The organism is Sulfuriroseicoccus oceanibius (genome assembly GCF_010681825.2).
GTDB lineage: Bacteria > Verrucomicrobiota > Verrucomicrobiia > Verrucomicrobiales > SLCJ01 > Sulfuriroseicoccus > Sulfuriroseicoccus oceanibius.
The window spans coordinates 2,346,179-2,368,037 of sequence record NZ_CP066776.1; the positions used below are offsets into that span (position 1 = coordinate 2,346,179).

Here is a 21,859-nt window from a genome sequence, read left to right on the forward strand (position 1 = left end):
AACGCGCCGTTTGGCTATCAGCTATTACTTCCTTTCCGTCCTCCAGAAGACAAATACAGCAAGCCGCCACCTACCAACATCATCAAACCTGGAGCAATCACCAGTCTGTGGCGGTCTTTCAGCTCCAGAGCGAGCTCCCGCATCGCCCCAACAGCGGCCTTCCGCTCCACAACCTCTCCAGCGGGCAGGTTCTGCGACCGCCACGTCCAAATTGTATGCCGATCTTTAGCAAAACCAGTTAACGTGTCGATCGCCAGCCATCCAAACCCGAAAAGCACCAAACTCTCATAGATCACGGGAGACTACCCTCCGTTTGGAACAATCATCAATCGTAATCGAGCCCAGCAAACTCCGGAAAAACCGAAATCCGTCGCTCCACGACACCCCGTTCCTTGCAACCCCCTAGCCGCCTACCAGCCAGCTGTGAATCCCCCTGAGCACAAGGATTGCGATGATCAGCGGCCCGAAGCTCAGATTCACAAAGAACACCCAGCGAGGTGCAGTCGCGCGCCCGTCGAAGGCAAGCTTGATCGAATAGTGGACCGAAGCAATTAGCGCGAGCACGAGTCCGACCTCAAAAAAGACATGCGTTGCCATGAACGCTCGCATGCCCCCAAAATGGATTACCGCCCAGACACCCAAATAACACGCCCATCCAAGCGGCGCTGGCCACGCATACTTCACCCAACTCTTCTTTGGGTTCTCGGGTGTAGGATCGAAGGGAACCGTTGATCTTAACTTCATTGTCTCAATCTGAACGTTGCCTCTGGGACGGACTTCTACCAGCACCCCAGAACAACGCCGCCACATCGTCGATCTCCTGGGTCAGCTCCTCATCGATGTAAAACCGATCACCGGCATCGGTACGTGCCTTGAGGAAAACTGCCACGGAATTCAGCGCGGTGGTCATCGCCAGCATCGAGTTGATATTCACTGCGTGGTGTCCCTCCCGCGGCAGTAGTGCCCCCATAGACCACTCGCATTCCCACAGCTCACCATTTTGCCGAGGCATACCGACCGAGGCCACAAATGGAATCACCTGATCCCCTCGCCGACACCACAACGCAAACTCTGATATAGCACTCATTTAGCTGGAAATTCCTGAATGAATCGCCGCGCTCACGGAGCGCCGATCGACGTACGAGCCTAACAGAGAATCCGCACAAGTCGCACACAAAGCCCAGCTAACAATGAATGACAACCAAAACCCACCATCCCACCTGATTCGCCGTCGCCCCCTCCCGATCTGCGGCCTATCCGAGCTCATCTGCGGCCAAAAAAGAACCCCGCGCCTGGCATTGCAGACGCGGGGTCAAATTCTTCACGAACACCCGGTTAGAAAACCAGATCGTATCCGCGGCCGTCCTTCTTCTCCATGTAGTTGACGAAGGCATTGTTGACCACAGCGTTGCCGCCGGATGTCGGGTAGTCGCCGGTGAAGTACCAATCACCGCACTCGACGTTGAGGCAGTTGTGGAGGTCATCCACCGAGAGGAAGACGACTTCCACTTCACCGTCCCAGTCGGTCCCTTCAGGGTACACCATGCGGCTGATCTCAGCGGCGATTTCCTCATCGCTGTACGCCTCGTAGACACGCTTCACTTGGTTGACCATCTGGTCGACCGGCTTGTCCAGTTCCCGCTTACAAGCTTCGTAGACTTCGTCGAGCAGGGACTCACGGCCGTCACGCTTGAGCAAGCTGACCGTGGCGCGGAAGGCAATGAACTTGCCGATCTCCGACATGTCGATGCCGTAGCAGTCCGGATAGCGGATCTGCGGAGCGGTCGATGCGATCACGATCTTCTTCGGCTGGGTGCGAGACAAGATCTTCAAGATCGACTTCTGCAACGTGGTTCCTCGAACAATCGAGTCATCAATGACGACCAGGTTGTCGTTCTTTTGCACCACACCGTAACTGATGTCGTAAACGTGGGACACGAGTTGGTTACGCCCGGACTCTTGCGAGATGAACGTACGCATCTTGATGTCCTTGTGGGCGATCTTCTCACCACGCGGCCAGTTACGCAGAATCAGATCATCGATCAACTCATCGCTAACACCGCCTTCTGCCACGGCCTTGTGCAGAGTTTCCGCGACTTCTTTACGGCGGTGCAGGCGCAGACCATCCATCAGTCCCTGGTAGGCGATCTCCGCGGTGTTTGGAATGAACGACACCACGGTCTTGTCGATCTCGTTACCGATTGATTTCACCACCTGAGGCACCAACGCAGCGCCCATGGCCTTGCGTTCGCTGTAGATCTCAGGGTCGTTACCACGCGAGAAGTAGATGCGCTCGAACGAGCAGTGGCTCATTGGCTGCGGCTCGGCATAGCGGTCGAAGGTGAACTCACCATCCTTCTTGATGGTAGCCACGTGACCTGGCGCAAGCTCGCTCACCTGCTCGGCATCGGCATCAAAGACAGTCATCAATGGCGCGCGCTCGGAAGCAAAGGCAATCAGCTCCTCGTCTTCGTAGTAGAAGCAAGGACGGATACCGCGTGGGTCACGCATGACGAAGGCATCGCCATTACCGATGGCACCGACGATCGAGAATCCACCGTCCCAGCCATCGGCCGACGTGCGGATCAAATCAGGCACATTGATGGCGTCGTTGATGCGCTCCTGAATTTCCTGACCGGTCAGCCCGGCATCGCGCAGCTGGTGGTAAAGGTTCTGGTGCTGCTCGTCGAGATGGAAGCCGATCTCCTCCAGCACGGTCTGGGTATCCGTTCCAAAAACCGGATGCTGACCACGCTCGATCAGGCGCTGGTTGAGCGCACCTGCGTTTGTCATGTTGAAGTTACCCAACACCATCAGCGTGCGGGTAAGCCAGTTCGTACGGCGCAAGTACGGGTGGCACGAGCCCTGACTGAAAACGCCGGACGTTCCGTAGCGAAGGTGCCCCATGAGCAACTCGCCACCGAAGTCGAACTTCTGCTTCACGCTGTCCGGATCGGATGGATCGATGATCCCCTTGCGCGTCATCTTGGCAAAGCGCTTCGACTGCTCGGCGAACACACGCGACAATCCGTTCTGCTTGGCGGAACGCTCGCGGAAAATGTAAGGCTGGCCGAGTGGCATATCGAGCTTCACCGAGCCGATACCGATACCGTCCTGGCCGCGGTTGTGCTGCTTCTCCATCAAAAGGAAAAGCTTCTGGAAGCCGTAAAGCGATGTGCCGTACTTCTCCTGGAAATACGAGTGAGGCTTGCGCAATCGGATGAAAGCAAGACCGCATTCGTGTTTGAGTGAATCGCTCATGATCGGATGCTGGATTTCAGAAAATAAAAAACGGTGACTACCATGGCACATGCGCCACGATAGTCACCGGACATTGGATTACCCTTTCACGCGGACCTTCACTCCTTTGGTGTCGGTGATCCGGCCGATCACGGTGCCACCAGGTCCAGCCGCGCAGACGGCTTCGGCGTCGGCTTCCGGCACGATGACGGTCCAACCGATACCCATGTTGAAGGTATTGAAGCGGTCTTCGTCGTCGGTATGGGCGAGTACCTTTTGCACCGCGTCGTTGTCCCAGTATGGGATTTCGAGCTCGGCACCCATGTCGCCGAGGAAGCGCTCATGGTTCTCGATCAATCCGCCACCGGTGATGTGAGCCATCGCGTGTGGCTTCACACCTGCGGCGCGCACGCCGGCCACCACGTCGTGGTACAAGCGGGTCGGAGCGAGCAAGGAGACGATTTCTTCGTCGGTGAACTCGGAGCGGTTGGCTTCGATCACGCGGCGCACGAGGCTCCAGCCGTTGGCATGGAAGCCATCCGAAGCGAATCCGACCACGACGTCACCCGGAGTGACTGCCTTTGGATCCAAAAGATCCGGCTTTTCCACCGCACCGATGCAGAAGCCCGAAAGCTCGATCATACCGTCTGGCACGATGCCTGGCATCTCCGCGGTCTCACCACCGGCGAGCACGCAGTTGCACGACTCGAGGTACTCGACCATGCCACCGATCAGGCGCTGGATCTTGCTCTTGTCGATCTTGCCCACGCCAATGTAGTCGAGGAACATCAACGCATCGCCACCGGTGGTGATGATGTCGTTCACGCTCATTGCCACGAGGTCTTTACCTGCGGACTCAAGCGCATCGTACTTGAGCTGCACCTCGAGCTTGGTGCCCACACCGTCACAGCCGGTCACAATCACCGGCTCCTTGTAGTCACTCAGATCATACGAGGCGGCAAACATACCGAAGGCTTGCAGCAACTTGCGGCTCGACTCGGTGCGTGCGCGGAGATCGTTGATATCTCCGACGAGTTCGGCGGCTTCGTGGATGTCCACGCCAGCCTGCTTGTAGGTCATTTTGTCAGCCATGATGGGATGGTGGTATCGGGTGCGTTGGCTAGTGAAAGCCAAAAATCAAATCTGTCTGATGGTAAGAAAAAAAATTGGCAGCGGGTCCGCGTGAACCCGCTGCCCTCCGGATGTTATCCGGCAACAATTGCGTCGTGAAGACCTTTGAAGAAATAGTATCCCCAGCCCCACTCGGCGTCGTTCCAATCCTGGTCGTAGTGATGACGCTGGTAAAGGAAACGCTCAGGGTGCGGCATGAGACCGAACACGCGACCGGATTCGTCGCGCACACCGGCGATCAGCTCGGACGAGCCGTTGATGTCGTCGGTGTAGGTCAATGCGGCGTACCCCTTCTCAAGATACTCGGCAGCTTTGCCTTCCGGTGCTACGAAGCGACCTTCGGCGTGAGCCACTGGCAGTTCGAATACGTCCGGCAACTGGCTGAGAACCGGAGCGGTCTTGTCCTGCACGGCAAGACCAGCCCAACGGCAGATGAAGCGCCCGTTGTCGTTGTGGATCAAACTTCCCTCTGGCAGCAAGCTAAGCTTGGTCAGAATCTGGAAGCCGTTGCACACACCGAGCACGTAGCCGCCGTTCTCGACGAACGACTTCAGTGCATCGCCAAGCGCGGCTTCGGTGCGCAACTGGGCAATACGGCCCGCCATGACGTAGTCGCCATAGCTGAAGCCACCGGAAAGCATCACCAGTTTGGCGCCTGCCAACGAGTCCGGGGTCACCCGGCTGATCGGCAGCGTCTCGGTGGAGAAGCCAACGGTTTCCAGTGCGCGTGCGGTTTCCTCGTCGCAGTTGGTGCCCGGGAACTTTAATAGAATGGCGTGAGGCCGGTTTTCCATAGTGATTTGAGTGAGTCGATGTCTTCGTCAATCAACACGCGCTGCTCGGAGCCGTTGCCACGTGTCACGATAAGGTTCTTGTGCTGACCAGTCGTCTGACCGATCACCGCAAATGGCAGTCCGTCGAATGCCTGCGCCACTTCGTCCACTTTCGCTGGATCCAGCTCAAGCACGATGCGCGATGGTCCTTCGTTGAACAATGCCACAGCATCCACGTCGTCGGCCGAGCCTGGCAGCTCGTTGAGGCTGACCTCAAGACCAGCCTTCTCAGAGAAGGTCATCTCAGCCAGTGTCACGGCGAGACCACCTTCGGATACGTCGTGAGCGCTGAGAATGCCACCACCCTTGCGGGCCTTGGCAAGCGCCTTGTAAAGCTTCACAGCCAAGTCCAGATCGGTGTCCGGCACTTCGGCGTCGGTCACGCACTGGCGGCGGGCGTAAACGCTGCCCCCCATGGAGCTGCTGCCGTTACCTATGATGGCGACCACGCTGTCGTCACGGCGGATCGACGAGCCGAGCACGTTCTCCTTCTCTTCCACCACACCCATGCCACTGACAAGGATGGTGGTTGGGATCGAGACAGGACCATCTTCGGTTTCGAAGTAGTTGTAGAACGAGTCTTTACCGGAAACGAATGGCGCGCCGAATGCGTCAGCTGCCTTGGCAATCCCCTTCACGGTTTCCACCAATGCGCCGAGTTCCTCTTCGTCGTCCGGGTTACCAACGCAGAAGTTGTCGAGGATCGCGATGCGGTCCGGCTCTGATCCGGTGAGCACGAGCGAGCGCACGCACTCATCCACACATGCGAGACCCATGCGGTACGGATCGTACTTACCCCACTCAGGGAGCAACGACAGACCAAGCGACATTGCCTGCTCGGATCCATCGATTTCGATCACGCTGCCGTCCTGTGGAGCGTCGCCCTTGGCGCCTGCGAGCGGCTTGAGCAATGTGTTGCCCTGCACCTCGTGGTCGTATTCGCGGATGATCGGCGAACGCGAGCAGATGGTGAAGCCATTGAGCAAGGTCTTGAGGCCCATACCGAAGTCGCCTTCCGGCCACTGGTGGTCGTTGCGGGTCTCAGCCGGCACCCAACGGGCTTTCATCTGGCGCTGTGGAGCGTTGTGCAATTTGCTGTTATCCAGCTCACAAACCATCTCACCGTGGTGAAGCACCTTGAGGATGCCCGAGTCATCGGAGTGCCCCAAGACGGTCAGCTCGGTCTCGTAGGTTGCGGCAAGCTCACGCAAGCGTGGCAGAGCTTCCTCTTCCACCGCGAGCACCATGCGCTCCTGGCTCTCGGAAAGGAACACTTCCCAGCTGAAGAGACCTGGCTCTTTCAATGGTGCGTTCTCGAGGAACAACTCACCACCGGTCTCGCTGAGCATTTCACCTGCAGCGGACGAGAAACCACCAGCACCGCAGTCGGTCACGAAGACGATCAGTTCCTCTTCGCGAGCCTTGAGAATGAAGTCACCGACTTTCTTCTCTTCGATAGGGTTACCGATCTGCACCGCGCTCTGGTCCTCGGCGTGCGAGTCACCAGTCAGCGAGGCCGACGAGAAGGTCGCGCCCTTGAGGCCGTCACGGCCCGTACGGCCACCAACAGCGATGATCTTCAATCCAGGGCGCATCTCTTTGTCGATGTCCTTGATTGGAATCACGCCAGCGGTTCCGCAGAAAACCAATGGGTTGTAGGTGTAGCTAGGGTCGAACTGAATCGCACCAGCCACAGTCGGGATGCCCATGCGGTTGCCGTAGTCACGCACACCGCGCACCACACCGCGCATCACACCCAGTGGGTGGATCACATCCTTGCCCTTGATCGATCCCTGTGGGGTGTCCGGAGCACCGAAGCAGAACACATCGAGCGATGCGATCGGCTTGGCGCCTTTACCCGCACCGAGAATGTCGCGCACCACGCCACCGATACCGGTGTTGGCACCAGCGTATGGCTCAAGTGCCGACGGGTGGTTGTGGGTCTCGACCTTGAGGCAGATCGCCTTGTCGTCGTCGAGACGGATGAAGCCCGCGTTGTCGTGGAACGCGGAAAGCACGAAGCCCGGCTTGCGCTCCATGAGCTCAAGGCTCGGCTTCATGATGTAAGTCTTGAACAAACTGTCCACCGTCTCGGTTCCTTCGGCGGTGGTGTGTTCGATATTGGCACTGAAGATACGGTGCTTGCAGTGCTCACTCCATGTCTGGGCGATCACTTCCAACTCGACGTCGGTTGGTTCGCGTCCGGCTTCGTTGTAGTAGGCCTGGACCGCAAGCATGTCCTCGCGCGAGAGCGACAGCTTCATCTCGCCGCTGAGTGCCACCAGGGCATCGGCGTCGAGATCGCGCACTGGAACGGAGCGGTAGTTCGCTTCGGTGGTGTGGATACTCATGAGAGGGAAATCAGTTCGTGGCTGTGGACTGCTGGGTTGACGACGTCACGCACGTACGGCGCGGTATCAACGTCACCATCCTTGGCATAAAGGTAGATGCGGGAGCGAACGCGCACGTCGGTGATTTGGAATCCAAGCTCTTCGGCGTGCTCTTTGGCAAACTCGTCGAGCAGGATCTCACGTTCGTGGTCAAGCGCCCCTGGCTTCATTCCGTACTCAAGCACCACATCGGCGTCGCTCAACGCAACGCCATCGGCCTCAAGTACGTGGAGTTTCTGGCTGACCTGGTCGAGCACCACGCGCTCCATCCAAGTGGTCGCCGCGGCGGTGTCGCCTCCGACTTCCAAAACATACAGGCGGGTCCGGCGGAAAGTCACCCCGTCATTAGACGGAGCGTACAACAACGCCGCACCGGATTCGCGCCGGTCGAACTGGTCTTCAATCTCGATTTTCAATTGCATGAGTCGCACGCTTCAATACTTCAGCATAACTTTCCATCACACCACCCAGGTCGCGACGGAAACGATCTTTGTCCATTTTCTCACCGGTCTTCAGGTCCCACAGACGGCATCCGTCCGGGCTGATTTCATCGGCAAGAACGATCACGGATGGATCTTCAGCCAGTCGCCCGAACTCCAATTTGAAGTCGACCAGGCGAAGTCCGGCCTTCTGGAAAAACTCAATCAAGATGTCATTCACCTCGAGAGCTGCCTTTTTGAGGTGGGCCACCTCATCAGCAGTCGCAAGCTTGAGCTCGCGGATATAAGCCTCGTTGATCAGCGGGTCGCCCAGCTCGTCATCTTTGATGCTGAACTCCACGATCGGCTCAGAAAACTCCCATCCCTCATCGGTTCCGGTGCGGCGGCAGAAGCTGCCCGCTGCCACGTTGCGGATGATCACTTCAATCATCAGGATATCCACCTTCTTCACGATCACCTCGGTGTCGCTCAGCGCCTTGACGAAGTGGGTCGGAACCCCTCGCTCCTCAAGCATTCCGTAGATCAGGTTACTGATCGCCGCGTTGAGGCGCCCTTTGTCGTCGAAGCTCGCCTTCTTCTTGCCGTCGAACGCGGTGGCATCGTTTTTGAACTCCATGCGAAGTTCATTCGGGTTGTCGGTCTCGAAGAGCCGCTTTGCTTTACCTTCGTAGATAGGTTCCATGGTCTTGGATGGGAAGTCGGACAGTAGCCAAGGAATGGCGGATCCGAAAATGGAAATCCTTGAGAAATGCAGAATTTCCGATCATCCAACCCGCCCTACCTGAGATCGGCCACACCGCGGCTCGGGTCAAGTGGGGAATCACGATCACGCAAACCCAAAGAACGACAGCAACTTACAACCCACACTCAGGCACACTCCCCTCATCACACCATTGCCGCCATAATCTCAAGTAGCAGGCCGACTCCCACCACCATCAACAACAACGCCGCAGGATAGGCCGCCGCATAACTCACCACCGGCGCCTGCGAGTCTGTCTTGCCCGACACAGCCCCAAGCCCCGGAGTCGACGTCATCGCGCCACACACCGTGCCCAATGCCGTGAGCAGGTCGAACTTGAAGATCTTGGTAGCCACCAAATGACCGATCACAATGGGCATCACCGTGGCCACCAGACCGACGATAAAGATCCCCGCCCCCTGCGATTGCAACGTTTCGACCACGCTGGCGCCACCTTTGATCCCAGCTCCAGCCAAAAACAAACACAAGCCCAGCTCGCGCAGCAACACACGGGTCGGACGCGGCACATAGCCGGCAATCGCGCCAACACGCCCGAAGTGTCCGAGCACCAGTGCAACCAACAATGGACCACCCGCAAGCCCCAGCTTGAAGCTCCCCAATGGGATCATTCCCACCACCACACCAATCGCCACGCCCACGGCCAGCGACACCAAGTCGGTCGCATCCACCACCGATGCCCGGTGGCCGACCACTTTGGCAAACTTTTGCAGGTTCTCGGGACTACCCACCACCACCAGCTGATCGCCCACGTTGAGCTCGGTGGAATCCGTTGGCACAAGTTCGTACTCGTAGCGCAAGATGCGCGCAATAGACACTCCATGGTCACGCAGCAGCCGCAGGTCGCCGATGCGACGGTTGGCCAGAGAGCGCTCTGTCAGCACGAAGGTCTGCTGTTCGGTGAATGTGTTGATCACAACAGGCACCGAGGCACGCTCACCCAGCACATCGAGCAGCGAGTCAATCTCATCGTCGCGCCCGATCACCCACAGCAATTGATCCAGCTCCAAGACATGCCCGTGCTCAATCGGCACCAGCACACCATTCTTCATCGTGCGGATCACGCGGCAGCGCAGCCGATCGAGAATGCTCAGCTCATCGATCCGACGCCCGACAAACTTCGGGTTCGTCATCTTGACCAAGACCGGCAGGATCTTATGAGCCTGCTCTTGTTCTTCATCCAGCTTTCTCCCGATCTCCGCCAGGTCCGCCTTCCTCAATCGCGGCCACAGCTGGACAAACAGAACCACCCCAATCACCCCAAACGGATAGGCAATCGCATACCCTGCCGAAACCAACCCCTGATCAACCCCAGACGAGAAATGCTCCTGAGCCGCCGCCAAGCCCGGCGTACTGGTCAACGCACCCGCAAACACACCCGCCGCCACACTTGGCGACACCCCGAACGCTCCGGCCACCAAGGCCGTCGCCACACCACCAACGGCCACCACCGCCAGCGCGATCACCGCAAACTGAACACCTCTTTCTTTCAAGGCCCCAAAGAAACGCGAGCCCGCACCAATCCCCACGCAATAAACGAACAACACCAACCCAAAGCTGGTCAGACTCTGGTTCAACGTCACCCCGTAGTGCCCGTACACCAACGCCACGAACATCACCGCCGCACTCCCCAAGCTCACTCCATACACGGAAAAGCGCCCGACAATCAGCCCGATCGCAATCACGCTGAACACCACAAACACCGGGTGGTGCATCAACGGCAAATCAAACAGCCGGGTCATGAACGAGGCAAATATATCCATAGCCGGCAACATCCTACATGCTACGAGCGAAAAAACTGAAAAGTCACGTCCTGCCGAATCCGTAGAGGCCACCGCCTCATCCTGCACGGCAGGCGAAAATCTTTGGCGCATCCCCCCGGCCGCACCTACAGCTCCCAGCTTCACCGCGAAGCCAGCCCGGACGCACCACTGCCTATCGCCCCTGTCATAAAGGATGTATAGCACCCACGGTCAGAAATTAGAGAGAAGGACACCATGGACGAATTCCTCTTATCCCGCATTCAGTTCGCGGCAAACATTACGTTCCACATCCTCTTTCCGACGATCACCATCTCGTTGGGCTGGATCCTGCTTTTCTTCAAGCTCCGCTACCGCAAAACGCGCGACTACAAGTGGATGGAGCTCTACTTCTTCTTCACCAAGGTCTTCGCCCTCACCTTCAGCCTGGGCGTGGTCACCGGCGTCACCATGTCGTTCCAGTTCGGCACCAACTGGCCCGGCTACATGAACACAGTCGGTAATATCGCCGGACCACTGCTCGCCTATGAAGTGCTCACTGCCTTCTTCCTCGAGGCCACATTCCTCGGCGTCATGCTCTACGGCTTCCGCCGCGTCCCCAGCTGGCTTCACACGCTCGCCACATTCCTTGTCGCCGCGGGCACCACACTCTCCGCATTCTGGATCATCACACTCGACAGCTGGATGCAAACGCCCACCGGTCACGTCATGATCGACGGCGTGGCCCACGCGGAGAACTGGTTGCGCATCATCTTCAACCCATCGATGCCCTACCGCGTCACCCACACGCTCATCGGCTCAGGACTCACTGCCGCATTCCTCGTCGCCGGTCTGCTCGCCTATCGCGCGCTCAAGGGCGACACCCGGCCGGCCGTGAAAGCCGGCATCGCCGCCAGCATCCTCATCGCCGCTGCCCTCGGACCACTCCAAGGTCTCGTGGGCGACCTCCACGGAGTCAACACACGCGACCACCAACCCGCGAAGCTCGCCGCCATGGAAGCCCTGTGGGAAAGCGGCGACGGCGTGCACCTTTTGCTCTTTGCCGTGCCCGATGAGGAAAACCGCACCAACAAGTTCGAGGTCGGCATCCCGAAACTCGGCAGCCTGATCATCACCCGCGATCCCGATGGCCACGTCCAAGGCCTCAATGAGTTCGAAGGCCTTCACCCGCGCGTCGGCCCGGTCTTCTGGAGTTTCCGCATCATGCTGGGAGTTGGCATGACGATGATCGCCGTTGCGCTTTTCGGCACATTCCTCCTCTGGCGCCGCAAGCAGTTCCCGCGCTGGTTCCTGAAAGTCCTGATCGCCATGACGTTCTCGGGCTGGGTGGGATCGGTTGCCGGATGGTATGTCACGGAAATTGGCCGTCAACCGTGGCTGGTCCAAGGCATCCTGCTCACCAAAGACGCCGTGGCGGACATTCCACCGTCCCACGTCGCGCTCACGCTCACCGCATATCTCGTCACCTATACCGTGCTTGGTGCCGCCTACATCGGAGCGCTCTTCTACCTGGCCCGCAAGGAAATGACCACCCAACGCAAGGAGACCCAACCATGAACCTGGAAATCTTTCAAAACGGCGACTGGCTCCCATACGCCTTCGCTTTCCTCATTGGTGTCTCCATGCTCCTTTACGCGGTGCTCGACGGCTATGACCTCGGCGTCGGCATGCTCTCGCGCTCGGTGAAACCGGAAGAACGCGACCGCATGATCGCATCCATCGGGCCATTCTGGGACGCCAACGAGACCTGGCTCGTGCTCGGAGTTGGTCTGCTCCTCGTTGCCTTCCCCACCGCCCACGGCGTCGTACTCGGCCACCTCTACCTCCCGGTCGGACTCATGATGATCGCTCTGATCTTCCGCGGCGTCTCGTTCGACTTCCGCAAGAAAGTCCCGATCGAACAACAAGGACGCTGGAACCTCGGATTCTTCCTTGGCTCGCTGACCGTCGCACTCACTCAGGGCTACATGGTCGGACGCTTCGTCATTGGCTTCCAGGAAGGCATCAGCGCCCAACTCTTCGCCTGCTTTTTCGGCCTGCTTGTCGTGGTCGGCTACGTTTTGATGGGCGCCTGCTGGCTGATCTTGAAAACCGAAGGTGACCTGCAAAAGAAAGCCATCCGCTGGGCCCGACGCGCGATCTGGGCGATGGTGCTTTGCGCGCTACTCAGCAGCCTCACGGCACCGTTCGTTGCCACGCGCGTCTATGACCGCATGTTCTCGTTCCCCGAGGTCACATTGCTCATCGCGATGCCCCTGCTCTCGATCGTGATCACCCTGGTCATGCACGCCATCCTTGGGGTACTCCCACTGGAGAAAGACCGCCTCGCATGGCTCCCGCTGGTGCTCTCGATCAACATCTTCGTCCTCGGAGGAATCGGACTCGTCTACAGCTTCTACCCATACATCATTCCGGGCCACCTCCTCATCGTCGATGCCGCAGCCGCCCCCGAGTCGCTCATGATCATGCTCGTCGGCACGCTCATCGTGGTTCCGTTCCTCGTTGGCTACACCGCGCTCGCCTATTGGATCTTCCGCGGCAAAGCCTCCGACCTGCGCTACGACTGAGGCAGTTCGGCGGTGCTGCAGTGCGGCCCGGCTTCAAGACTTCAAGACTTCAAGACTTCCCCTAGGCCAGCGCATCCAGCAACTTCTGGTGAATTCCACCAAACCCGCCGTTGCTCAACACCAACACCACATCGTTCGGTTGCGAATCCTCGGCAATATACGCCACGATCGAATCCACGTCTGGCAACAACGCAGCATCGGTCCCCGCTGCCGCGATATCATCCACCAACTGGGCCGCATCCAAGCGATCGTTCACCGGGATCTTCGTCGCATCCTCAATCTCCGACACCACCACCTGATCCGCCCCTTGCAACGCGGCACATAACGGTTGCTGGAAAACCTTACGGCGAGTGGAATTGGAACGCGGCTCGAACACTGCCCAAATCCGGCCGTCCGGATACCGCTGGCGCATGCTCTTGATCGCCAACGCCACCGCGGTCGGGTGGTGCGCAAAATCATCAATCACCGTCACCCCGTTGACCACGCCACGCACCTCCTGGCGACGCGCAATCCCACGGAACGACGCCAAGCCCGCATGCACCTCGTCAGGCGACAACCCACCAAACCGCGCCAATACCACCGCCACCGCCGCATTGCGCACATTGAACTCACCATCCATCGGCACCTCGTAGCGCTCGCCGTCCAGCGTGAACGCACTGCTACCCGAGCGATAATCGACATCGACAATCCGATGGTCACAAGATTCGGCAAAGCCCACGGTTTCCACCGGAGCCGGCGCGCCACTGGCCACGTCGAGACAGTTCGCATCGTCGCCATTGATCACAGCGATTCCATTGCGCGGCACCAAGTTGAGCAAACGCCGAAAGCTCAGCTTGATCTCGTCGAGCGAGTTGTAAATATCCGCGTGATCGAACTCGATGTTATTAATCGCCACCGCCTCAGGCAGGTAGTGATGGAACTTGGAGCGCTTGTCGAAGAACGCAGTGTCGTATTCATCGCCCTCAAGCACCACGAAATCGCCGCCGTTGAAACGAGCACCTGTCGACAAATTGCGCGGAATCCCGCCAATCATGTACGACGGATCACGTCCCGCGTTCTCAAACAACCACGTCACCATCGATGTTGTGGTCGTCTTGCCATGGGTGCCGGTCACCACAAAGTTGCGCTTTCCTCGCAGGAAGAACTCTTTGAGTGTCTCAGGCAGCGAAAGGTAGCGCAGCTTGCGCTCGAGCACGCTTTCCACCTCCGGATTCCCACGGCTCATCGCATTACCGACTACCACGTAATCCGTGTCGGCCGGAATGTTCTCCGGACTGAAACCTGCAATCAATTCGACCCCCTCGGACTCCAGGAAAGTCGACATCGGCGGGTACACTTTCTGATCGGATCCAGTCACCCGGTACCCCCGCCTCTTCATCGCAGCGGCCACCGCGCCCATTGCGGTGCCACAGATCCCGATGAAATGGAAACTTGGCGGAGTAGTGACAGGTTCGTGACCGGCGGATTCGAGCATGGGCACTTTTCTACCCGCGAATCGCCCGCTTGCAAGACAAACACCGAGGGATTTGCCCCCGGTGCGCCAGAATCACTACTTCTCACTCACCACCGCCCTGCAAATCACAGGCTACCGATCTCCCATTTCTGATCTCCATTTCAAATTTCAGTGCTACCTCCAACGCAGTCGCTGTTGCCCCATCACCGGACGCTGCCCTGCCTTCACGTCGACGTCGCCAATCTCACCTGCACGCCAGATGGAAAACTTCATCACATCGCCCGGTCGCACTTTGGCAATCTCCAAGCGCAATCGGTTCACTTCATCCACCGGCTCTTCGTTGATGGACAAAATCACGTCCCCCGCGCGGATCCCTGCCACAAATGCCGGCGAATCCATCACCACCTGACGCACCACCACCCCAGCGTCGTCCAAACCGACCCGCCTCGCGGCCTCCAAATCGAGCTCGTTCATCACCACGCCCAGGTACCCGCGGCGGATCTCGCCAAACTTCACAATCTGCTCAACCACATCGAGCACCATGTCAGTTGGGATCGCCAAGCCAATCCCGACATTCCCGCCACTGCGCGACAGAATAGCGGTGTTGATCCCAATCACCCGACCGCGGTTGTCGATCAACGCGCCGCCAGAATTCCCGGGATTGATCGACGCGTCGGTCTGAATGAAGTCCTCGTACCCCTGACCACGCGCCACAATCCCCAAGTCGGATCGCCCCGTCGCACTCACAATCCCCGAAGTCACACTCTGCTCGAGCCCGAACGGCGAACCGATCGCCAAAACCAAATCCCCGGGCTTTACAGTGTCGCTGTCGGCAAACACCGCAGCAGGCAAATCATCGCCCTCCACCTTCAGCACCGCCAGGTCCGTCGATGGATCCACACCCAACACGCGCGCATGCACCGGCTCCTTCCGCCCCTGGATCTGCACATTCACTACCGTCGCCCCCTCGATCACATGGTTGTTGGTCACCACAATCCCGGATCGGTTCACCAGCACACCTGAGCCAAGCCCCTGCGGCACAGGCGTTTCGATCATATTAATACGCCCGGTGCGTAAGTCGCGCTGGTACTGCCGCGCCATCCGGGAGGTAGCGATACTCACCACCGAGGGCGACACCTTCTCCACAATCGCTGAATACCCCCCCAGCGGCCCAGTCCGGATCGGCGCCTCGGCCGACACCTGAATCTCATCCATCGCTTGAGGCTCGCGGGCACGGGCGCTGGTCAGACAAACCACCGCCAGTCCCATTGCCACCACTCCCGCGCCCAACGCGCGCACGCTCGTCCAATGCGTCTTGCTCATGATTTCGGATCTCTACTGATTCTTTAGCTCAATTCACAGCCAACCTCCGTCGGCAGCCATTACTCCGTCATCCACCAGCCAATTTGTTTATCTCACTGCATGCGACAGAGATCAAACGCCCCCCTTTCCCCAGCCACAGATGATCACGGATGTTCATAGATCCCCTTTTTCAGCCCCTCAACAACCAACTCAGGCAGGAACGCCAACCATCGCGTTGGCAACGCCCCCGCCAATCAGCCGCCAGCCTCACTCCGAGACGCCCGCAGTGATGAAGTTTAGCTAGACCTTCAAATTCCGCCTCATCGGCTCCGCCGCGCATCCCCTCATTGACCTCCAGCCACCACCCATACTAACCATTAACCTCAACACACACCCCATGAAATTCGCAGCACTGACACTCACAACCCTCGCACTAGGCACCAGTATTCTCTCCGCCGACACCTGGACCCGCGCCAGCGATGGGCGCACCATCACAGCCGACCTACTCGCCTTCAACGCTGAGACAAACCGCGTCACTTTGAAACTCTCATCCGGCAAGGAAAGCACGTTCGACGCCAGCATTCTCTCACCTGACGACCAACAACGCCTCGCTCAGTTCGCCGAAGAAGAAGCCAAGCGCATAGAAGCCTCAAAGCACGGTCGGATGGAATCCCTCACTCCTGAAAATGGAGGCGGCCATAAAATTCACATCTACCGCCCACCCGGCTACATCGACAACTCAGCCGACAGCAAGACCAGACCTGTCGTGTTTGTCTACCACTATCGGGGCAAATCCCAGGACATTGTCGAACACATGAAACTCACCGCCGACGAACTCGGCTGGGTCGTGGTCGGAGTCGACGCCTACACCAACACAAAATCCCTGGAAGATCGTTACGACGAACGCCTCGCACAAACCAAGGCCGCATTCGCCTGCGCCCAGCAAGCCGTCAACTTCGACCCAAACAAGATCGTATTCACCGGCATGTCCGGTGGGTCATGGTGGTCCTTCCAGTCCACCGCCGAAATCGCACCGGAAGCCGCTGGTGTGATCTCCCATGGCGGCTGGATGGGCAATATGTACGACCAATCCTACCCGCGCAAAATGGCGGTCGCTATCATCAATGGCGACAAGGACAAGAACGCCATCTCCTACGAAACCAAGGATACCAACTTCCTGGAGAAGAAAACGCGCGCGAAAGTTCGCGCATGGCACTTCCCCGGCGGGCACGTCATGCCCACACCCGAACTCACCCTCGAGGCCGCCCGATGGATTCATGAAACCAAAGGGTTCTAGCCCAAACAGATCCCCGATCTACGCGTTGGCGCCCCCTCTCCCCCGGCGCCAACCGTATTAGCCCGGCTTTTGCTCAGCCGCCAATTGGCTCATAAACTTCGCAAACCTCCTTTGCCGGGTCTCCGGACGCTTGGCGCTCGTCAATCCGTAGGCAATCGCATACCGACTGGATTTCGTCAGCGTCTCATAGAAACGCCTCGCCACCGGCTCATTCTCCAGCGCTGCGAGGAAATCCTCCGCCACTTCCATTTCGCTCGCCACATAGGCATTCTCCCACCGGCCATCCGCTTGGGCCGCACGCACATGCACCAGACCAGGCTCCTTCATCCGCCCCTCAGCAATTAACCGCTCAACGTGCTCACGGTTCCGCTTCGACCAGTTGCTCTTGGCTTTCCTCGGCGTGATCCGCTGGAGATACGACATCTCATCCAGCGACTTCTTCACCCCGTCGATCCACCCCCAGCACAACGACTCGACGACCACCTCATCCCACGTCACGCTGGCAACCCCAGCCCCCTTCTTGAACATCTTCACCCACAACTCACTCTCACTAGCGTGGTTCACCTCAAGCCACCGCCCGAGATGGTAAGGGGAAGCAAAGGACAGAACTTTCGCAGGATCGGGAACAGGCATGGTTTGGAACCTACAGCCTCCTCGCAATCGGGCAAGGCGCGAACCCCGGCCCCATTGCTCAATGGCAGCACTGGTAAAATAATGACACCCTACCTGCGCCTGCGACGAAGCAACACACTTCCAGCCAGAGCTAACAAGCTCATCGACATAGGCTCAGGAACACTTGCGATAGTGACAGGACCGTTAGACACCCCGCCGCCGCCGGTACCGAACGACAGTCTGAGCGAGACAAAGTCAGCGGACTGCAGAAATGCGATGGGATCCGTAGAGAGAGCCGTGCTATCAGTTGCCGAAAGGTCGGATACCGACTGCATGGTGAAGCTGATACTATTGAGCAGATTCTTGTCCCCGCCCAATCCGCCCGACAAATCGGAGAGAAATGGCGTTGGTGTCTGTGGGTCAGCGTACAAGGAATAACCATCCCTAGTTCCACTCTCGTCTGTGAAATCGTTCCTCACCTGAAGGTTAAGTCGGTTATAGGTGCGGCCATCACCGTCAAAAAACGAAACCGTCTCACCTCCGGCCGTAAGCTCAACTTTGATCGGTTCATACTGACCTAGCGACGACAGCCCGCTCTGATCCAACAATCCGTCATCAAAGGAATAAACCACCCTGACTGCCTCAGTCGCACTCAAGCCCTGGCCGCTAAGATCAACCGTTGTGTCGATTCGGTAACTAATCGTTGCTGCCTGTGCTGCACTAGCAAGTGCGCCTGCGGTAACGATACTGGTGATGAGACGCTTGGATTTCATAGGGAATATCAGGGGCTTTCGCTACAGATTCACTACCTCCGCCCAGCCTAGTCAGCGACGCGGAGTGGCCCACTTTAGGACCATGGCACCGAGTTTCAATCAACAAACTCGACACCCTCATGTCGAGCCACCAGAGCCCCCTTTAAAGCTCGGCTCCTGCTTGAGGCGAGTTATGCTCGATTACGCCCCTATTTCACCCCACCGAAGTGGTTGCCGAATGGGAAATAAACAGCAAAAGCCGGGCCGACGAGGTTCATCTCCGGCACATAGCCCCAGGCGCGACTGTCGAGACTGTTGTTCGAGTTGTCACCCATTGCCACGAAAGCTTTGTTAGGCACTTTGCCGCGATAGTGTGGGTACGGGCGCCCCTCGTGCGGTGAATATTTCACGTAACCTTTGTACTCGCCCTCAGCACCATTGACCCGTGCGATACCCTCTTCTTCAGCAGGCTTGCCATTGATCTCCAGAATATTGTCATCCGTGACTTCAAATTGGTCGCCAGGCACCGCGACGAGGCGCTTGATGTAATGTTGCATGTCCACTTTCGGATCGGACGACTGCAATTCAGGAATGCGCTTGGTTGTGAACACAAACACCTCACCACGCTTTGGCTTGCGGAAGTGATAGGAAATCTTATCGACCAGCAGCTGGTCCCCGGCCTGCGAGTAACCTCGGGCAATCACTTCACCTTCGCGCACCTGCACCGCATGCGCCGGTTTACCATTCGGCCCTTCAACTTTGAAAACTCGAGGCGCGAGTCCAAATCCGGGATCACTCAAAATGGCGCCCGCCGATGTATTGACGGTCATTTTTTCCTCCTGCTTGGTGACAGGATTCACGAAGTGGAGGCTCGCCAGCGAGATCAATGGGAGCGATGTCTTGTCGCTCACCATCATCACCGAATCAAACGGCGCCTTGATTTCGACGTAATTGCGCCCATTCCACAACCGCTCCCACGTACGGGTGGCAAAATTCGGCACCTCTGCCGGGTCGTCCACCGACTTTGCGATCATCCCATTCAACGTGGGATACATCGAATTGGTAGGGATCTTGAATGGCTGGGCAATGTACGCACGGATCCCGACCATGATCGCGATCACCACAAACAACATCTCCACGTTCTCGTAGAGGAAGCCACTGCGCCTCTCCGTGGGTGGCGTCAGTTTGTCAGAAACCTGCTCGACTTCCTTCATCAGTTCCCGCGCCTTATCATCGTCGCGCTCACGTCGGGCGGCCTTCAGATCGGCCTCCAACTGCTCAAGCTGGTCGATTTGCTCGGGCTTGAGCAGGTCGCGCTTGTAGTGAATGAACTTGCGCAACCCTTTGATAGTCAGCTCCGCTTCTTTCTGGGTTTTGGTCTTGAGCATCGGACGGTCTGGGGGATGGAGGAAAATGTCGTGTACGGATGGAGGATGCGCCGATTAGTCGGTCGACTTCAACACTTGAATGAACGCTTCCTGCGGAATGTTCACCCGTCCGATGGATTTCATCTTCTTCTTACCCTCTTTCTGCTTCTCAAGCAGCTTGCGCTTACGGCTGATGTCACCACCGTAACATTTGGCGGTCACGTTCTTACGCATCGCGCTGATCGATTCACGCGCCACGATCTTGCCACCAACCGATGCCTGGATCGCCACGACGAACAACTGACGCGGAATCACCTCGCGCAACTTTTTGGCGAGCTGACGTCCGTAGCTCTCGGCTTTTTCGCGGTGCACGATGGTGCTGAACGCATCCACCGGCTCGCCGGAGATGTTCATGTCCATCTTGACGAGGTTGGCGGCGCGGTAACCGTCGTGCTCGTAGTCCATCGAGCCATATCCACGCGTCATGCTCTTGAGACGATCGTTGAAGTCGATAAGGATTTCGTTGAGCGGCAGCACCGCGGTGAGCATCACTCGCGTGTCGTCGAGAGTTTCGGTATTCACCACCTCGCCACGCTTCTCCATCACCAGCTGCATCACATCGCCGATATTATCGTTCGGGATAAGAATGAAGACCTTCACCACCGGCTCACGGATCTCTTCAATTTCCTGCGGCTCCGGCATCTGGGTCGGGTTGTCGATGGTGATGCTGGTCTTGTTGGTGAGATCCACCTCGTAGATCACGCCCGGGTGGGTCGAGATCACGTCCATGTCGAACTCGCGGCGCAGACGCTCAAGCACGATTTCCATGTGGAGCAGTCCGAGGAAGCCACAGCGGAAGCCGAAGCCGAGGGCGGCCGAGCTTTCCGCCTGATACGAGAGCGCCGCATCGTTGATCTGCAACTTACCCATGGCGAGCTTGAGTTGCTCGAAGTCGTCGGTGGTCACCGGGTAAATACCAGCAAAAACCATCGGCTGGATTTCCTTGAAGCCTGGCAGCGGCTCGGAAGCCGGCTTAATCGAATCGGTGATGGTGTCGCCGATCTTCACGTCGGAGGTCGACTTCACGTTGGCGATGATGTAGCCCACGTCGCCTTCGTTGAGAGCATCCTGCTTGAGCATCTTCGGAGTGAAAACACCCACCTCTTTGACTTCGTATGTCTTGTTGGTGGCAAGCATCTTGATGCGCTGGCCACGGGCAATGCTACCAGACATCACACGGACGTAGGAAATCACGCCACGGTAGGTGTCGAACACAGAGTCAAACACGGAAGCACGCAGGATATCGTCGTCCCACTCCTTCGGTGGCGGCACGCGCTCGACCACCGCTTCCAGCAAATCTTCGATACCAATCCCCGTCTTACCAGAGGTGAGCAGCGCTTCTTCGGCAGGGATGGCAAGAATGTCCTCAAGCTGCTGCTTGCACTTGTCCACATCGGCGCTCGGCAGGTCGATCTTATTGATCACCGGCAGCACGGTCAGGTTTTGATTCAACGCCAACTGCACGTTGGCCACGGTCTGGGCTTCCACGCCCTGAGCGGCGTCGATCAACAACAGCGCACCTTCACATGCCGCAAGGCTTCGCGACACCTCATAAGAGAAGTCCACGTGGCCCGGAGTATCGAGCAGGTTCATGCGGTAGGTTTTCCCGTCCTTGGATGGGAACGCCATGGTCACAGGGTGGGACTTGATGGTGATACCTCGTTCACGCTCCAAGTCCATCGAGTCGAGCAACTGATCCTGCTTCTCGCGCTCGGAAATCGTTTGGGTCAACTCGAGCAAGCGGTCGGAAAGGGTCGTCTTCCCGTGGTCGATGTGTGCAATGATCGAAAAGTTACGTGTCAGCTCTGTGCCCATAATGAATCAAGTTCGTGTCCCGAATGGTTCGGGAGGCTGAAACCTACCCGCGCCGCGCCGAAAGTAAAGGGCTCAAAGACGCC

General features: G+C 58.0%; 18 protein-coding genes. 3 read left to right on the plus strand and 15 right to left on the minus strand.

Translation table 11 applies throughout. The annotated features are described in order from the left end of the window. Nucleotides 1-402: 402 nt before the first annotated feature. The 9 genes from G3M56_RS09445 to G3M56_RS09485 all read right to left on the minus strand — a co-directional run bounded on the left by G3M56_RS09445 (nt 403) and on the right by G3M56_RS09485 (nt 10,554). Nucleotides 403-744 (minus strand): hypothetical protein, encoded by a 342-nt coding sequence (locus tag G3M56_RS09445; RefSeq protein ID WP_164362552.1) that lies wholly within the window; start codon nt 742-744, stop codon nt 403-405. A gap of 4 nt (nt 745-748) precedes the next feature. Further along, nucleotides 749-1,087 carry a hypothetical protein gene (locus G3M56_RS09450; RefSeq protein WP_164362550.1) on the minus strand — a complete coding sequence of 113 codons (339 nt, stop codon included), beginning with the start codon at nt 1,085-1,087 and terminating at the stop codon, nt 749-751. Nucleotides 1,088-1,335: 248 nt separating this feature from the next. Then, nucleotides 1,336-3,261 carry an amidophosphoribosyltransferase gene (locus G3M56_RS09455; protein ID WP_164362548.1) on the minus strand — a complete coding sequence of 642 codons (1,926 nt, stop codon included), beginning with the start codon at nt 3,259-3,261 and terminating at the stop codon, nt 1,336-1,338. Nucleotides 3,262-3,339: 78 nt separating this feature from the next. Next, the gene (gene purM, locus G3M56_RS09460; protein WP_164362546.1) at nt 3,340-4,332 is read right to left on the minus strand and encodes a phosphoribosylformylglycinamidine cyclo-ligase; all 993 of its coding nucleotides are present in this window, start codon (nt 4,330-4,332) and stop codon (nt 3,340-3,342) included. Nucleotides 4,333-4,445: 113 nt separating this feature from the next. Beyond that, on the minus strand, nt 4,446-5,165 hold the full coding sequence (gene purQ / locus G3M56_RS09465) for a phosphoribosylformylglycinamidine synthase I (RefSeq protein WP_164362544.1): 720 nt from the start codon (nt 5,163-5,165) through the stop codon (nt 4,446-4,448). Further along, on the minus strand, nt 5,135-7,555 hold the full coding sequence (purL, locus tag G3M56_RS09470; RefSeq protein ID WP_164362542.1) for a phosphoribosylformylglycinamidine synthase subunit PurL: 2,421 nt from the start codon (nt 7,553-7,555) through the stop codon (nt 5,135-5,137). Before purL ends, purQ begins: the two co-directional genes overlap by 31 nt. Next, the gene (locus G3M56_RS09475; RefSeq protein ID WP_164362540.1) at nt 7,552-8,016 is read right to left on the minus strand and encodes a hypothetical protein; all 465 of its coding nucleotides are present in this window, start codon (nt 8,014-8,016) and stop codon (nt 7,552-7,554) included. The genes purL and G3M56_RS09475 overlap by 4 nt, the downstream gene beginning before the upstream one ends. Beyond that, nucleotides 7,994-8,716: a phosphoribosylaminoimidazolesuccinocarboxamide synthase gene (purC, locus tag G3M56_RS09480; protein ID WP_164362538.1), complete on the minus strand. Its 723-nt coding sequence runs from the start codon at nt 8,714-8,716 to the stop codon at nt 7,994-7,996. Before purC ends, G3M56_RS09475 begins: the two co-directional genes overlap by 23 nt. Before the next feature lie 203 nt (nt 8,717-8,919). After that, the gene (locus G3M56_RS09485; RefSeq protein WP_164362536.1) at nt 8,920-10,554 is read right to left on the minus strand and encodes an aspartate:alanine exchanger family transporter; all 1,635 of its coding nucleotides are present in this window, start codon (nt 10,552-10,554) and stop codon (nt 8,920-8,922) included. Nucleotides 10,555-10,788: 234 nt separating this feature from the next. Between G3M56_RS09485 and G3M56_RS09490 the strand changes: the two genes are divergently transcribed. Both G3M56_RS09490 and G3M56_RS09495 read left to right on the plus strand, forming a co-directional pair. After that, nucleotides 10,789-12,108, plus strand: a complete 1,320-nt coding sequence (locus G3M56_RS09490) for a cytochrome ubiquinol oxidase subunit I (RefSeq protein ID WP_164362534.1) — start codon at nt 10,789-10,791, stop codon at nt 12,106-12,108. Then, on the plus strand, nt 12,105-13,118 hold the full coding sequence (locus G3M56_RS09495; protein ID WP_235203358.1) for a cytochrome d ubiquinol oxidase subunit II: 1,014 nt from the start codon (nt 12,105-12,107) through the stop codon (nt 13,116-13,118). The genes G3M56_RS09490 and G3M56_RS09495 overlap by 4 nt, the downstream gene beginning before the upstream one ends. A gap of 61 nt (nt 13,119-13,179) precedes the next feature. Here the strand turns inward: G3M56_RS09495 and mpl are convergent, their stop codons facing one another. Both mpl and G3M56_RS09505 read right to left on the minus strand, forming a co-directional pair. Continuing rightward, nucleotides 13,180-14,592, minus strand: a complete 1,413-nt coding sequence (gene mpl, locus G3M56_RS09500) for a UDP-N-acetylmuramate:L-alanyl-gamma-D-glutamyl-meso-diaminopimelate ligase (protein WP_164362532.1) — start codon at nt 14,590-14,592, stop codon at nt 13,180-13,182. Between the two features lie 153 nt (nt 14,593-14,745). Continuing rightward, complete coding sequence (locus G3M56_RS09505; protein ID WP_164362530.1) at nt 14,746-15,894, minus strand: S1C family serine protease; 1,149 nt, start codon at nt 15,892-15,894, stop codon at nt 14,746-14,748. Between the two features lie 376 nt (nt 15,895-16,270). Between G3M56_RS09505 and G3M56_RS09510 the strand changes: the two genes are divergently transcribed. Then, entirely contained in the window at nt 16,271-17,170 is a 900-nt protein-coding gene (locus tag G3M56_RS09510) for a dienelactone hydrolase family protein (RefSeq protein ID WP_164362528.1), read from the plus strand. Between the two features lie 57 nt (nt 17,171-17,227). Here the strand turns inward: G3M56_RS09510 and G3M56_RS09515 are convergent, their stop codons facing one another. The 4 genes from G3M56_RS09515 to lepA form a co-directional block, all read right to left on the minus strand. Beyond that, a complete protein-coding gene (locus G3M56_RS09515; protein ID WP_164362526.1) occupies nt 17,228-17,803 on the minus strand; it encodes a YdeI/OmpD-associated family protein in 576 nt (191 codons plus the stop codon). 89 nt (nt 17,804-17,892) lie between these two features. After that, the gene (locus G3M56_RS09520) at nt 17,893-18,555 is read right to left on the minus strand and encodes a PEP-CTERM sorting domain-containing protein (RefSeq protein ID WP_164362524.1); all 663 of its coding nucleotides are present in this window, start codon (nt 18,553-18,555) and stop codon (nt 17,893-17,895) included. Between the two features lie 188 nt (nt 18,556-18,743). After that, entirely contained in the window at nt 18,744-19,922 is a 1,179-nt protein-coding gene (gene lepB / locus G3M56_RS09525; protein ID WP_164362522.1) for a signal peptidase I, read from the minus strand. A gap of 54 nt (nt 19,923-19,976) precedes the next feature. Then, nucleotides 19,977-21,776 (minus strand): translation elongation factor 4, encoded by a 1,800-nt coding sequence (gene lepA, locus G3M56_RS09530; protein ID WP_164362520.1) that lies wholly within the window; start codon nt 21,774-21,776, stop codon nt 19,977-19,979. Between the last annotated feature and the right edge of the window lie 83 nt (nt 21,777-21,859).